Annotated in this window: 13 protein-coding genes; all 13 read right to left on the reverse strand. The window is 43.8% G+C overall.

The annotated features are described in order from the left end of the window. Positions 1 to 17 precede the first annotated feature (17 nt). The 13 genes from ABWP91_RS18055 to uppS all read right to left on the reverse strand — a co-directional run bounded on the left by ABWP91_RS18055 (position 18) and on the right by uppS (position 15719). On the reverse strand, positions 18 to 896 hold the full coding sequence (locus tag ABWP91_RS18055) for a DMT family transporter (protein ID WP_353244407.1): 879 nt from the start codon (positions 894 to 896) through the stop codon (positions 18 to 20). A gap of 110 nt (positions 897 to 1006) precedes the next feature. Continuing rightward, the gene (gene accA, locus ABWP91_RS18060) at positions 1007 to 1966 is read right to left on the reverse strand and encodes an acetyl-CoA carboxylase carboxyl transferase subunit alpha (RefSeq protein ID WP_353244408.1); all 960 of its coding nucleotides are present in this window, start codon (positions 1964 to 1966) and stop codon (positions 1007 to 1009) included. Between the two features lie 12 nt (positions 1967 to 1978). Beyond that, a complete protein-coding gene (gene dnaE, locus ABWP91_RS18065) occupies positions 1979 to 5461 on the reverse strand; it encodes a DNA polymerase III subunit alpha (protein ID WP_353244409.1) in 3483 nt (1160 codons plus the stop codon). Positions 5462 to 5472: 11 nt separating this feature from the next. Further along, complete coding sequence (gene rnhB, locus ABWP91_RS18070) at positions 5473 to 6066, reverse strand: ribonuclease HII (protein ID WP_353244410.1); 594 nt, start codon at positions 6064 to 6066, stop codon at positions 5473 to 5475. Beyond that, positions 6066 to 7217 (reverse strand): lipid-A-disaccharide synthase, encoded by a 1152-nt coding sequence (gene lpxB, locus ABWP91_RS18075; protein WP_353244411.1) that lies wholly within the window; start codon positions 7215 to 7217, stop codon positions 6066 to 6068. Before lpxB ends, rnhB begins: the two co-directional genes overlap by 1 nt. A gap of 53 nt (positions 7218 to 7270) precedes the next feature. After that, the gene (lpxA, locus tag ABWP91_RS18080; protein WP_353244412.1) at positions 7271 to 8068 is read right to left on the reverse strand and encodes an acyl-ACP--UDP-N-acetylglucosamine O-acyltransferase; all 798 of its coding nucleotides are present in this window, start codon (positions 8066 to 8068) and stop codon (positions 7271 to 7273) included. Between the two features lies 1 nt (position 8069). After that, positions 8070 to 8522 carry a 3-hydroxyacyl-ACP dehydratase FabZ gene (gene fabZ / locus ABWP91_RS18085; RefSeq protein WP_219244380.1) on the reverse strand — a complete coding sequence of 151 codons (453 nt, stop codon included), beginning with the start codon at positions 8520 to 8522 and terminating at the stop codon, positions 8070 to 8072. 129 nt (positions 8523 to 8651) lie between these two features. Further along, entirely contained in the window at positions 8652 to 9689 is a 1038-nt protein-coding gene (gene lpxD / locus ABWP91_RS18090; protein WP_353244413.1) for a UDP-3-O-(3-hydroxymyristoyl)glucosamine N-acyltransferase, read from the reverse strand. Positions 9690 to 9692: 3 nt separating this feature from the next. Next, complete coding sequence (gene skp / locus ABWP91_RS18095) at positions 9693 to 10187, reverse strand: molecular chaperone Skp (protein ID WP_206083755.1); 495 nt, start codon at positions 10185 to 10187, stop codon at positions 9693 to 9695. A gap of 89 nt (positions 10188 to 10276) precedes the next feature. Next, a complete protein-coding gene (gene bamA, locus ABWP91_RS18100) occupies positions 10277 to 12691 on the reverse strand; it encodes an outer membrane protein assembly factor BamA (protein WP_353244414.1) in 2415 nt (804 codons plus the stop codon). Positions 12692 to 12732: 41 nt separating this feature from the next. Then, positions 12733 to 14085, reverse strand: coding sequence for a sigma E protease regulator RseP (gene rseP, locus ABWP91_RS18105; RefSeq protein WP_353244415.1), 1353 nt, complete (start codon positions 14083 to 14085; stop codon positions 12733 to 12735). Between the two features lie 8 nt (positions 14086 to 14093). After that, on the reverse strand, positions 14094 to 14954 hold the full coding sequence (gene cdsA / locus ABWP91_RS18110; RefSeq protein ID WP_353244416.1) for a phosphatidate cytidylyltransferase: 861 nt from the start codon (positions 14952 to 14954) through the stop codon (positions 14094 to 14096). 12 nt (positions 14955 to 14966) lie between these two features. Then, on the reverse strand, positions 14967 to 15719 hold the full coding sequence (gene uppS / locus ABWP91_RS18115; RefSeq protein ID WP_219244386.1) for a polyprenyl diphosphate synthase: 753 nt from the start codon (positions 15717 to 15719) through the stop codon (positions 14967 to 14969). Between the last annotated feature and the right edge of the window lie 81 nt (positions 15720 to 15800).

Genomic DNA, 15800 nt, shown 5'->3' on the forward strand with positions numbered 1-15800 from the left:
GCCCTTTTTGACTATTATTAATTGCGGCGTTTTGCACCAACACATAAAACGCCTGAAATAATGACTAACATGACCCCAATAATATACGCAATTTCAAATGGCTCACTTAAAAGTAACACTAACCACAATACCGATAATACCGGTGATAAAAATACTACTGAGGCAATTTTTGTCGAGTTCCCCGTATTCATTGCTTTGAACCACAAGATATACGACACGCCATTAATGAGTACCCCATTAATCAGCGTCGGCCAAAATGCGCCTTGAGATGGTAACTGCATTTCACTGAAAGACAACAGGAGAACCAAGGAAGTTAATGTCGAGAAGATAAATAACCAAACCGTACTAATATACGGATCAATAGAATATTTGCGTGAAAATACCGACATTAAAGCAAAGCAAAATGCTCCGCTAAAGACCAACAATAACGCCGTTGGGTTATCCACATACAGTTGGGTTATTTGCCCTTTTGTGAAGGTGATGATAACAGCAATAAAACCAACCATAACCCCGACAATTTGCCGCCCAGACAATCTGTCTTTCAATAGCACTACCGATAAAAGAATAATAATCAGTGGCCAGCTATATTGGATCACCAAAACAGCAATCCCATTTTCAATGGAATAACCGTAATACAACAACAAATAAAAAAGGCAATCCAGAAACCCAAGAACAAAGACTTTGGCTAAAATATCACACGGCAACATAAACAATTTGGCTGGTGTATAGCCTGATGCCAATGCTACCGTAATAACGGCAATAACCGAAATAAGGTTTGACCAAAATAGAAATTGAAAGCTATCCATCCCATCTTGCCCAAAGCGTGAAACGATCGGAATAAAACTCCAAATCAGTACGCAGGAAAAGGCATAAATTAAATAATTATATTGTCGCACTTTTATACCTATTTTTTATTATTTGCAGGTGAGCACTAATAATGTTCAATAAAAAACGGGAGTTGGCAAAAGCAAACTCCCGTTTTATTTAATCTATGAATCGCTAAAAATTAGCAATAACCGTATTCCATCAAGCGCTGATAACGACGATTTTTCAATGCTTCGCCATCTAGCACTTCCAACTCGTTAAGGTCTTCAGTGATACGTGCTTTTAGATGAGCTGCAATTTCATCGTAGTTACGATGTGCACCACCTAAAGGCTCAGAAACCACGTTATCAATCAGTTTTAGTTCTTTCAGGCGCGGCGCTGTAATCCCCATCGCTTCAGCAGCTAATGGGGCTTTGTCTGCACTTTTCCACAGAATGGATGCGCAGCCTTCTGGGGAAATAACCGAATAGGTGCTGTACTGCAGCATATTCACTTTATCACCCACACCAATGGCTAACGCGCCACCAGAACCGCCTTCACCAATGACTGTACAAATCACTGGGACAGATAAACGTGACATTTCACGCAGGTTACGCGCTATCGCTTCTGATTGACCACGTTCTTCTGCACCAACACCTGGGTATGCGCCCGGGGTATCAATGAACGTGATAATAGGCAGGTTAAAACGCTCAGCCAGTTCCATCAAGCGCAGTGCCTTACGGTAACCTTCAGGGGCTGGCATTCCAAAGTTACGACGGATTTTCTCTTTCGTTTCGCGCCCTTTTTGGTGCCCAATAATCATGACAGGACGGCCTTCTAAACGCGCTAAACCACCGACAATCGCTTTATCATCAGCATAAGCACGGTCACCCGCTAATTCTTGGAAGTCCGTGAAAATGCGAGAGATGTAGTCCAATGTATAAGGACGGCGTGGATGACGAGCAAGTTTAGCAATTTGCCAAGCACCCAGATCAGAGAAAATTTTACGTGTCAGCTCAACACTTTTTTCACGTAAACGAGCAACCTCTTCATCAAGGTTGACCTCTAAGTTGTTATCTTGACGGCTTACGGCTTTTAGAGAGTCAATTTTTGCCTCTAATTCCGCAATTGGCTGTTCAAAATCAAGAAAATCCAGACTCATAATATTCCTATTTTAGTCAAATTCTAATTCTACCTGCTCACTACCCAGCAGAGTTCGAAGATCGTTCAGAAGGGGATCCACGGGTGTCACACGCCAAACAACGCCAAATTTAAGCTTGGCTCTGGCATCGTCCTTCTGGTAATACAGATGAACCGGGATAGTGCCTGAACGGTGAGGTTCAAGCGTACTGCGCAGCCGGTTCAGTAATTGATCGTTAATTTGTTTATCTGACAGTGAAATTGCAAGTCCACGCGCATATTTCTCCCTTGCTTCACTAATGTCCATTAACTCACGCACTGTCATTTTATTACCACCATTGAAATCATCAAAGCTGACCTGACCGGTGGCTATCAGGATATTGTCTTTTTCCAACATATGTTGGTATTTATCGAGTGCATCTGAAAATAGCATAATATCCAGACGACCGGAACGATCATCAAGCGTACAGATACCAATTCTATTCCCACGCTTGGTCGTAATCACTTTAGCTGAAAGTACTAAACCTACCACAGTTGTCACTTGACCACGAGGGGTTGGGTTCACATCTTTTAATCTAAGGCCATTAGTATAGCGTTCTATTTCACTCAAGTATCGCGTTATTGGATGACCCGTTAAATATAAGCCAAGGGTTTCCCTTTCCCCATCCAATACCACTTGTTCTGGCCATTTTGGCACGCTTGCGTACGAACTTTCCACTTGCTCAGGGGCTTCAGCTAACACACCAAACATATCTGCTTGGCCTATGGCTTCGGCTTTCGCATGTTGATCGGCGGCTTTTAATGCATCCTCAAGGGATGACATCAGCGCTGCACGGTGAGGGCCTAGTCGATCAAACGCCCCCGCCATGATCAGTTTTTCCATCACGCGGCGGTTAATTTTTTTAATATCAACACGAGCGCAAAGGTCAAAAATTTCTTTAAAAATTCCGCCTTGTTGGCGAGCTTCAACAATAGCTTCAATGGGGCCTTCACCAACCCCTTTGATAGCACCAATACCATAAACTATCTCACCTTCATCATTCACATGAAAGTGATAAAGCCCACTATTGATATCTGGAGGCAATACTTTTAAGCCCATTCGCCAGCATTCGTCAACTAAACCAACGACTTTTTCTGTATTATCCATATCCGCGGTCATTACTGCCGCCATAAATTCAGCAGGGTAATGCGCTTTTAGCCACAGTGTTTGGTAAGAAACTAACGCATATGCTGCGGAGTGCGATTTGTTAAACCCATAACCAGCAAATTTCTCTACCAAGTCAAAGATTTTCATCGACAATTCGCCATCAACGCCGTTTTTGATTGAACCTTCTTCAAAAACAGAACGTTGCTTCGCCATCTCTTCCGGTTTCTTTTTACCCATTGCACGGCGCAGCATATCCGCACCACCAAGGGTATATCCCGCAAGGACCTGCGCAATCTGCATAACCTGTTCTTGGTATAAAATAATACCATAAGTTGGCTCAAGAACAGGCTTTAACGATTCATGTTGCCATTCTACATCAGGGTATGAAATCTCTTCACGACCATGTTTACGGTCGATAAAGTTATCAACCATGCCTGATTGCAGCGGACCTGGGCGGAATAACGCCACCAGTGCTATCATATCTTCGAAACAGTCGGGGCGTAACCGCTTGATTAAGTCCTTCATTCCGCGGGATTCTAGCTGGAACACTGCCGTGGTTTCAGAACGTTGCAGCATATCAAAACTTTTTTGATCGTGTAATGGAATGGCTGCAATATCAATCAGTTCTTGGTTTTTCTTCGCCCGACGCGCGTTGATCATTTCCAACGCCCAGTTAATGATCGTTAACGTCCGTAAACCTAGGAAGTCAAACTTCACTAACCCTGCATATTCAACGTCGTTTTTGTCGAATTGCGTAACAGGGTTGTTCCCCTCTGCATCGCAATACAGTGGCGCAAAATCGGTAATTTTGGTTGGTGCAATAACCACACCACCTGCGTGTTTACCTGCGTTTCGTGTCACCCCTTCAAGTTTTCGCGCCATATCAATTAGCGCTTTCACTTCTTCATCAGCTTCGTAAATTTCAGGAAGCTGCGGTTCCGCTTCAAAGGCTTTTTCTAATGTCATTCCCGGATCTGGGGGAACCAGTTTAGAAATCCTATCCACAAAACCATAAGGGTGACCAAGGACACGCCCTACGTCACGAATAACCGCTTTTGCCGCCATCGTACCGAAGGTAATAATTTGTGATACCGCATCACGGCCGTACATCTGCGCTACGTGATCAATAACTTGGTCACGTTTTTCCATACAGAAGTCGACGTCAAAGTCAGGCATCGAGACCCGCTCAGGGTTTAAGAAACGCTCAAACAGAAGGTCAAATTCTAATGGGTCGAGGTCTGTAATTTTGAGTGCATAAGCCACTAATGAGCCCGCACCAGACCCCCTTCCCGGCCCAACAGGTACACCGTTATCTTTTGACCATTGGATAAACTCCATCACGATCAAGAAGTAACCAGGGAACCCCATTTGGTTAATCACGTTCAGTTCTATTTCTAAACGCTCATCATATTCAACGCGTTTTTCTGCACGAACTTTTTCGTCAGGGAATAAAAACTCAAGACGTTCTTCAAGCCCTTCTTTTGACCGCATGACCAAAAAGTCTTCAGTTTTCATATCCCCAGTTGGGAATTGCGGTAAGAAGTATTCACCAAGACGAATAGTGACGTTACAACGCTTAGCAATCTCTACACTGTTTTCTAACGCTTCTGGAATGTCGGCAAAAAGCTCGCACATTTCCTCTTCAGTACGTAAGTATTGCTGAGGGCTATAGTTTTTCGGTCTTTTGGGGTCCGCAAGTGTGAAACCATCGTGGATAGCAACGCGAATTTCATGAGCATCAAAGTCGCTACTTTCAATAAAACAGACTTCGTTAGTCGCGACAACGGGCAAGCCTTTCTTCGTGGCCAATTCGACGGCAGCATGAAGATAGCTTTCTTCATCGGGTCGACCTGTTCTGACGAGTTCAAGATAATAACAACCGGGGAAATGTGCTTCATAAAACTCAAGGCACTCATCGACAAGCGCTTGGTTTCCTCGTAATAGAAATTGCCCGACATCCCCTTTGCGCCCACCTGAGAGCAAAATAAGCCCTTCTTTGTGCTTTGCTAACCACTCACGCTTAATGGTCGGGCCAACCGCACCATAACCCTTTTGATAAGCTTCTGAAATCAAGAGAGTGAGGTTTTGATACCCTTCATTATTGCGAGCAAGAACGGTGAGGTGAGAAATATCATCCCCTAATAATTCGCTTTCTACATAAAAATCCGCGCCAATGATCGGCTTGATCCCTGCCCCATGAGCAGCACCGTAAAATCTCACTAACCCACACAAGTTAGTAAAATCGGTAATTGCGAACGCGGGCATGCCCATTGCAGCCACTTTTTTGACCAATGGGCCCGTTTTCGCGAGCCCGTCAATCATCGAGTAGTCACTGTGCACACGCAAATGAATAAAACGAGGTGATGCCATCGATTAAATACCTATTTTTGACTGTCTAAAGCTCGTCTCACGGGAGCAAAGCTTTTACGATGGAATTCAGTTGCACCATACTGCGCCAATTTTTCTAAGTGGTATGCGGTTGGGTAGCCTTTATGCTTTGCAAAGCCATATTCTGGGAATGCTTTGTCCAGCTCGACCATTTCCCTATCCCGCACTACTTTCGCTAAAATGGATGCTGCGCTAATTTCTTGTACAAGGCTATCACCTTTAACCACGGCCTGTGAAGGCATTGGCAGTTCAGGGCAGCGATTGCCATCAATTAAAACAAATTCAGGGGCGATAGATAACCCAGCAACGGCACGCTGCATGGCTAACATCGTCGCGTGTAATATATTTATTTTATCAATTTCTTCAGGTTCTGCACGGCCAATGCACCAACATAAGGCTTTTTCTTTGATTTCGTCGAACAGTTTTTCGCGTTTTTTTTCACTGAGTTTTTTCGAGTCCGCGAGCCCGGTAATTGGGTTATTTGGGTCAAGGATCACAGCAGCGGTCACAACCGCGCCCACTAATGGCCCACGCCCGACTTCATCAACGCCAGCAATTAAATTGGCCTTGGGATAGATAAATTCCATTAATTTTTAACCAAATCGAGTACTGCTTCTGCAGCTTGTTTGTCTGCATCACAACGGATCAACTGATGCAGATGTAAAAAAGTGTCTTTTAACTCGGCAGCTTGTTCCCCGCCTTCCAATAATGGAAGAAGCTCTTGCGCCAGTTTTTCTGGCTGGCACTCTTCTTGCAGCAATTCTTTGACAATTTCTTTTTCAGCCAGCAAATTCGGCAAGGAGACATACGGAGTTTTAACTAAGCGCTTAGCAAGCCAAAACGTGAAGGGTTTCATACGGTAACCAACCACCATCGGGCATTTCGTCAACATACATTCCAGAGCAGCGGTTCCTGAGGCTAACAGTGTAGCATCTGCGGCAATCATCGCATCACGGGCTTGCCCATCTAAAATGTGTACAGGTAATTCAGGCGCAGCAATGGCTTTGATGGCATCAAATTGCTGGCGGCGCTTTTCATTAACCAGTGGTACCACAATATGCAAATCAGGGAAGCGTTGTTGGAGTATTTGCGCCGTTTGTAAAAAATCAGCACTCAACATTTCCACTTCTGAATGGCGGCTTCCTGGCAATAATGCGAGGCATTTTGCATTTTCAGGAATACCGAGGCGTGCTCTCGCAGCAAGTTTATCTGGATGCAGGGGAATCGCATCCGCCATGGTGTGGCCAATAAAACGACAAGGTACATCAAAACGGTCATAAAACGCTTTTTCAAATGGTAAAAACGCTAAGACTAAGTTTGTAGAACGACCGATTTTAAATACGCGTTTTTGGCGCCAAGCCCAAACTGAAGGACTGACGTAATGAATGGTTTTGATGCCTTTTGCTTTTAAGCGCCCTTCAAGGGTGATGTTGAAATCAGGCGCATCAATCCCGACAAAAATATCGGGTTGTAACTGCGTAAATCGCTGGGTCAAATCTTTACGAATAGATAATAAACGAGGTAACCGGCCGAAAACTTCAACAATTCCCATCACGGCTAACTCTTCCATTTCGAACCAAGCTTCACAGCCTTCCGCTTGCATCAGCGGGCCTGCAACACCAACAAAGCGTGCATTAGGCACTTGCTCTTTCAGTGCACGAATAAGCCCTGCACCGAGGATATCGCCAGATGTTTCTCCGGCAACAAGGCCAATAGTAAGTGGACGGTTATCTATCACCGAAATTCGCTCCTTATTAAAGGCCTAGTCACGTTAACCACAGCACCTTGTGATTAACGGATAATGCCACGCTTAGATTGTGCAGAATCTTCTAAGAAATCACTAAACACCTTAACGTGTTCGTTGACTTTCGCCGCTTCTGCGATCTCTTCACGTGCTTCTTCTAATGATTTACCTGAACGATATAACGTCTTGTATGCATTACGAATAGCATGCAGTGATTCTTTTTCAAAACCACGGCGTTTTAAACCTTCAAGGTTTAGACCAAATGGCGTTGCATGGTTACCTTGTGCAATTACATATGGCGGCACATCTTGTGCCACGCCAGAGCAACCACCCACCATAACGTGAGCGCCAATTTTGCAAAATTGGTGAACCGCTGTCATACCGCCAATAATAGCGTAATCGCCTAATGTGACATGACCGCCTAACGTCCCGTTATTTGCAATAATGCAACGATTACCAATGATACAATCGTGAGCAATATGCACGTTAACCATCAGCAGGTTATCATCACCCACTTTTGTTAGGCCAACATCTTGAACAGTACCACGGTGGATTGTGACACTTTCTCTAATGCGATTTCTATCACCAATTTCAACGCGAGTTGGTTCACCTTGATATTTCAGGTCTTGGTTAGCTTCACCAATAGACGCAAACTGAAAAATCACATTATCGCGACCAATTTTTGTGTGGCCGTTAACGACAACGTGGGATTTCAGCTCTGTGCCTTCGCCAATTTCAACATTCGCGCCAACATAACAAAAAGGGCCAATACGCACATTGGCACCAATGATTGCGCCATCTTCGACGATGGATGAAGGATGGATATAGGCAGTATTGTCAATCATATCAGACCTCACGGCGACGGGCGCACATCATTTCTGCTTCGCAGGCCACTTCTCCATCAACTTTTGCAACGCCTTTAAAACGTGCGACTCCGCGACGTTCTTTAATAAATTCAACTTCTAAGATCATTTGATCTCCAGGCTGAACAGGACGTTTAAAACGAGCGTTGTCTACCGCTGCAAAATAATACAGTTCACCCGGCTCTAATTTCCCAACGCTTTTAAATGCAAGGATACCCGTTGCTTGCGCCATCGCTTCTAAAATTAAAACACCCGGAAAAATCGGTTTACCAGGGAAATGCCCTTGGAAAAATGGCTCGTTGAAGGAAACATTTTTAACTGCACGCAAAGATTTGCCTTCTTCAAAATCCAATACACGGTCAACCAAAAGGAACGGGTAACGGTGTGGAAGGAGCTCTAAAATTTCTTCAATATTCAGAGTATGATTATCACTCATCGAAATACTCTTCCTGTCTATTAATACGGTTATTATTAACGAATCGGCCTGCTTTAACCTTAAATTAGGTTAACTGGCAGGCCGGAAAACGTAACTCAGATAACTATTTTAGCCTGAATTACAAAATGATTACTGATTTTTTTGGTTTTGGCTATCTAATTCACGTTCAACATTTTTCAGTCGCTTATTCATCTCATTGATACTTAAGACTAAAGCGGCTGTTTTACGCCAAACTTTATTAGGTTGCAAAGGAATGCCTGAAGAGTAAACTCCCGGTTCGGTGATAGGCCGCATGACCATTCCCATTCCCGTTACTGTAACCTTATCGCAAATTTCCATATGACCGTTGATCACGCTCGCGCCACCAATCATACAGTAACGGCCGATTTTTAAGCTGCCCGCCATGATTACGCCGCCAGCAACTGCGGTATTATCACCAATAATGACATTATGTGCAATTTGGCACTGGTTATCGATAATAACCCCATTGCCAATCACCGTGTTATCTAGTGCGCCGCGGTCAATTGTTGTACTTGCGCCGATCTCAACACGATCTCCGATGATCACGGTGCCTAATTGAGGAATTTTGATCCAATTGCCACGATCATTTGCGTAGCCGAAGCCATCTGACCCGATCACGGTACCCGATTGCACTAAGCAGTGCTCGCCAATTTCAATATTGTGGTAAACACTGACATTCGCCCATAGGCGGGTTCCTGCCCCAATATGCGTGTTTTTTCCCACAAAGCAACCTGCGCCAATTACGACGTTATCGCCCAGTACAACACCACTTTCGATAACAGCATTTGCGCCAATTGCAACATTTTTACCGAGTGTTGCATCATCTGCAATCACTGCGGATGCATGAATATCTTCAGCTGGACTTGGCGTGGTATCCATGATTTGCGCCATCCGTGCATAGGCGAGGTACGGGTTATCAACAACCAGTGCAGCCACTTTGCAGGATTCGAGATCTTTTGCTGTGAGAACCACTGCAGCAGCTTGGCAATCGGCCAATTTATCACTGTAACGGCTATCAGATAAAAAAGTTATCTGTTGATTATTCGCTGAATGCATGGGAGCAATACTGGTGATGACGATGTCGCCATCACCATGTAATTGTGCATTCAACTGCTGAGCAAGGTCAGCCAATCGAATTGAAGACATCTATTATTTAACCTGTTTTTGAACCTGACTAGTGATGTCGATGCTATCTTTTGCATACGCAACTGCGTTTGCATCAATAACAACATCGTAGCCTTCTTTAGCAGCAACAGACTTAATAGAGTCTTGAATACGAGTTAAAATTTTATTGCGCTCTTCACCTTGACGACGACGGTTGTCTTCTTCAAATTTCTGCGCTTTTTCAGCAAAAGTGTCACGTTTAGTCATGAGTTCGGATTCAAGTTTTTCGCGCTCACTTTGCTTCATGGTAGCACCATCACGACGCAGTTTTTCTACGCGTGATTGCAGGTCTTTTTCCAGATTCTGCAATTCAGTAGCACGGCTTTTGAATTCGCTTTCAAGCTGTTTAGCAACGGCTTCACGCGCAGGCATATTTTGGAAAATTTCGCCAACATTTACGATAGCGATTTTTTCAGCATAAGCACCCGCAGACATTGCTAAAGCAATACTCACACCCGCTGCACACAACAATTTTTTCACACTAAACTCCTTAACCCATATGTATGGCTGGAAATTTTGGTTGCTCCCATAAAATTATGGGAGCCTTCATAGATAGAAACTGGTGTAGATTACCACGTTCTACCAATATTAAATTGGAACTGTTCTGATTTATCCCCTTCGTAGTCCTTAATCGGCTGCGCATAAGAGAAGACCAGTGGTCCAAGTGGGGACATCCATTGTAAAGCCACACCCGCTGAAGCACGGACATTGGACGCCTTACCGTAGTCAGGCATACCCGCACGCCAATCAGATGGAATACTGTTCCAGTTAGTGTCCCATACAGTACCCGCATCAACGAAGAGAGAGGTACGAACAGAGTTCGAATATTTCTCGTCAATAAATGGTGTAGGCGTAATTAACTCAAATGATGCTGCATACATGGCGTTACCACCGACTGCATCACTTGATGGGCTACCTGGCTCTGGGCCATCTTTTCCATTAACTTTCTTCAAGTAAACCGCTTTCGGACCGATATTGTTCGAGCGGAAACCACGAATGGTGCTAGAACCACCCGCATAGAAGTTTTCATAGAATGGCATTTGTTTGCTGCCGATACCGTCACCGTAACCTGCTTGAGCACGACCCAGAACAACCCATGTTTCATCTTCATCTAATGGGTAGTACTGCGCTGTATCAAAGCGCAGTTTATAGTATTCGTTATCAGAGCCTGGAACAGTCACTTTACCAGAGACGTTAGTTTTGTTACCCGACGTTGGGAAGAAACCACGGTTTAACGAGTTGTAAGTCCAACCTAAGTTAAGCGTGAAGTCATCCGCATCAAAGCTTTCTTTATTACGGCCATTCTCTGTGATTGGTGGATTTTTACCCATAGAATCAAGGTAATCCCACATCGCAGCTTGCGCACGCATATCAGACAGTTTGTTATGAACGTAACCCGCACCTACGCGGAAAGAGTTATTTTCATTGAATGGGAAACTTAAGAAGCTATCTAAGCCATACGTTTTATTGTTATAGCCAGACAGGTCAGCATCTTTCGCACTAAAGTCGTTATAGAAAATACGACCACCCAAGCTCACACCATTAACGGTGAAGTAAGGGTCAGTAAAGGAGAACTCAACGTTGGTTGAATAGTCATTTTTACTTGCGTTGATACCAACCGCGTTACCTGTACCTAACCAGTTATCTTGCGTAACACCAACTTGGAAGCTCACGCCACTTTCTGTACCGAAACCGATACCGAAGTTCATCGAACCTGTATTACGTTCTTTAACTTTATAGATAACATCAACTTGGTCAGGGCTACCCGGCACACGCTGAGTTTCAACATCAACGGTTTCAAAGAAACCAGTACGGTTTAGACGTTCTTTACCTAGCTCGACAAGGTCGTTACCCAGCCATGCCCCTTCCATTTGACGCATTTCGCGACGCAGGACGGTATCTTTACTGGTGTCATTACCTTGGAAACGAATTTCACGAACGTAGAAGCGGTTGCCTGCATCAATATTCAGATGCAATTTAACGGTTTTATCTGCGTCGTTAATTTCAGGCTGAGTCATCACACGTGGATAGGCATAACCATAACGACCAAACAATTCTTTGATCTGGTTTTCCATCCGTGTCACTTGCGCACCGTTGTATAATTCACCCGGTGTGATCGTGATCAGCTCTTTGATTTCATTTAAATGTTCAGCCGTATTACCATTAATTTCAACGCCAGAAATTTTGTACTGGTCGCCTTCAGTAATGTTAATCGTGATATAAATGCCTTTCTTGTCTGGGGTCAGACTAACTTGGGTAGAATCAATGTTAAAGCGTGCATAACCGCGATCGAGGTAGAAACTGCGCAACGTTTCTAAGTCGCCCGCCAGTTTTTGCTTCTGATATTTTTGGTCAGCCGCAAGGTTCCACCATGGTACATCATCACGTAATTGCAGCTTATTAACCAATTCAGCGGTCGTGTAGTTTTTGTTACCCACGATGTTAATCTGCTGGATTTGTGCAGACACACCTTCGGAGAACACAAATTTTAAATCGACACGGTTACGCGGTAATGGTGTTACAACGGCTTTAACTGTCGCGTTGTATTTACCCACACTGTAGTAAAAGTCTTCTAAGCCTTTTTCAATATTCGCGATTGTCGTGCGGTCAAGTGCCTCACCCACGCGAATATTTGAAGCCTCCAAGTTCTGCTTGAGCATATCGTCTTTAACAGATTTATTACCTGTAAACGTGATGCTTGCGATAGTTGGCCGCTCTTTAACTTGAACGATCAGCGTGTTTCCATCACGCAGGACCCTAACATCTTCGAAGTTACCGGTTGAGAATAGGGAACGAATTGAACGACTGATATCGTCGTTATCAATCGAATCACCCACCCTAACAGGCATGTTCAATAATGCTGCACCAACGGCGACGCGTTGTAGACCTTCGAAACGAATGTCTTTAACTACGAATCCGTCTGAACCGTATGCAGTGGCGCTGCCTAGAAGCAGCGACGCTATGAGCAACTTTTTCATCGCCATCGTTGTTATGCGTATTCCTTACTGGTCCCCAGCTTACAAAATTAGAAGCGAGAGAAATCATTAAAAAGTGCAAGTCCCATTAACAGAATCAATGCCATTGCACCTATCCGAAAACTAAAGTCTTGTACTCGCTCAGACACTGGACTTCCCTTAATTTTTTCAATTAATAAGAAGAGCAAATGCCCCCCATCTAAAACAGGCAATGGAAACAGATTGATGATACCTAAATTCACGCTAATAAGCGCAATAAACATCAAATAATATACCAAGCCTGATTCGGCGGATACCCCCGCTCCTTTCGCGATAGATATCGGACCGCTTAAGTTATTGAGTTTGACATCCCCAACAACTAATTTACCCATCATGTTGACCGTTAGCTTCATCAACTGCCACGTTTTATCGCTTGCTTGGTAAAGCGCAGAAAATGGCCCATATTGTTGCACCATTTTATATTCATCTGCTAACGGTAACACTGAAAGTTCCACACCCGCAAATCCAATTTTCTCACCACGCTGCCCATCTTGGCTATCTGGCGTTAAGGTGAGTGAAACACGTTGTGAAGAACGTTCAATTTCTAACTTTAACGGTGTTCCCGGATTCATACGAATGATTCGAGTCACAGGGTTCCAATACCCAAGCTCCTCACCGTTAACACTTACAATTCTATCGCCCGGAATTAACCCTGCGCGTTCACCAGCCTGACCCGCGGTTACTTTCTGAATCACAGGATCGATTCTGGCTGAAACAGGCATGATACCAATTGACAAAATCGGGTCTTGTTTTTCAGGATCAAATTTCCAATCAGTTAAATCAACTGTTTTGGTAATGGGCTCACTATACCCTTGTGGCACCACTTCAGCAGTTAACTCGCGATCGCCAATTTTAGCCACTAATGCTAAACGCGCTGAATTCCAATCAGGTGTTTCGATACCATCAATGGATTTTAGTTCCATTTTGGGTTCAAAATTCGCAGCCGCGGCAATCGAATCTGGTTTTATATCCGCAATAATTGGCTTCACTGATGGAACGCCAATCATAAAGACTATCCAGTAGACAACAATAGCCAGTAAAAAGTTCGCAATTGGACCTGCGCTAATAATTGCGGCACGCTGACCCACAGTTTTATTATTAAACGCTTCATGCCTGCGTTCAGGTGAAACCTCACCAACACGTTCATCCAGCATTTTGACATAACCGCCCAGCGGGATTAGTGCGAGGACAAACTCAGTACCGTGTTTGTCTACTTTGCGCCACAGCGTTTTACCAAAACCAATTGAGAAACGCTCAACATAAACACCACAGCGGCGTGCAACCCAATAATGACCAAATTCGTGTACAGTAATTAGCACACCAATTGCAATAATAAATGCCGCTAAGCTCCAAATAAATCCCATTTATCTTCCTACAGACCAAAGCCGTTAAAAATTAACAAATTCAGCCCAGCAAATACTGGAATTGCCGCAGTTAGGCTATCAATACGGTCAAGAATACCACCATGACCTGGGATTAAATGACTACTGTCTTTAATGCCAGATTGGCGCTTAAACATACTTTCAGTTAAATCACCAAACACAGATACTACAACAACAATAATTGAAGTCACTAGCAAATAATCTGGCATAACAGGGATTGGCGCGTATGCACTAAATACCCAAGAAATAATCCCAGCGGTGATTAGACCACCCACGAGGCCTTCCCATGTTTTACCCGGAGATACTTTCGGTGCCATTTTATTACGGCCGATTGTGCGCCCAAAGGCATAGGCACCTGAGTCTGCTCCCCACACCAGCAACATCACATACAGTAACCACCATGCACCAATAGCAGTATCACTCTGGTAGCCCACGGTACGCAGTGCCATCATGCCGCAATAGAAAGGAATTATAGTTAATACGCCAAATAATAAGCGAATAATTACAGATTTACCCCATGATGCAGATGCAGGGTAAGTCACAACAAGCACAATAGCGACAACCCACCAAACTAACCCTGCCCATAACCCATAAAGGATCATTGGCGAACTGGATAAGGATGTGATATCAGGGATTGAGAATTGCATTGCCAGCAAAATTGCTGCAAAAACAATTGCTAAACCAATACGTTTAGCCTGTGAGTGCCACCCTGCAAATTGAGCCCATTCCCAAGCACCAAGAGCAGAAACAGCAATCACCACTAAACCAAAATTTGCAGGAGAAAGTAAAAACAACGCCGCAATAACAATTGGTATTAATACTATCGCAGTAAGCAAACGGTATTTCAGCACATCTATCCCCTATTATTTGACGAGTTCGTCATCTGATTCAGCCCCACCATAACGACGCTCGCGCTTACTAAATGCATCAACCGCATCTTGAAACACCATTTCATCAAAATCTGGCCACAAAACGTTGGTGAAATAAAATTCCGCATAAGCGACTTGCCATAATAGGAAGTTGCTAATTCGATGTTCTCCCCCTGTTCTGATAACTAAGTCAACACACTCTTGGTCATGCATACAGATTGAGTTATTAATAGCATCTTCATTGATATCATCAATCGAAAGTTCACCACTTTGCACTTTGGCAAAGACTTGCTTCACACTGTTGGCGATATCCCAGCGTCCGCCATAGTTCGCCGCAATATTTAATTTTAAGCCTGTATTGTTTTGCGTTAATGCCTCTGCTTTATCAATACGTTTTCTAAGACGCTCACTAAAACGGTCAATATCCCCTATCACTTTTAATTTAACATTGTTCTTGTGTAGGTTTTTGACTTCATTATCGAGTGCAAAAACGAATAACTCCATCAAAGAACTGACTTCTTTTTCAGGTCGTCTCCAATTTTCACTACTAAATGCATAAAGTGTGAGCGAGCTAATTTTATTTTTTACCGCAAAACGCACAGAATTACGTACAGATTCAACACCTGCCTTATGGCCTGTTATTCTGAGTTTTCCTCTCTGCTTTGCCCATCGCCCATTACCATCCATAATGATAGCGACATGCTTAGGCATCATCGATTCAGAGAGATTTTCACCACTAGAGTTCATTAAATGTTAATCCTTGTGAGTACCGCTTTGAGAATTCCACTCAATAATAACCACTATTATTAAGTTTGCTGATAAGACACA

Source organism: Providencia sp. (assembly GCF_040396775.1).
Classification (GTDB): domain Bacteria; phylum Pseudomonadota; class Gammaproteobacteria; order Enterobacterales; family Enterobacteriaceae; genus Providencia.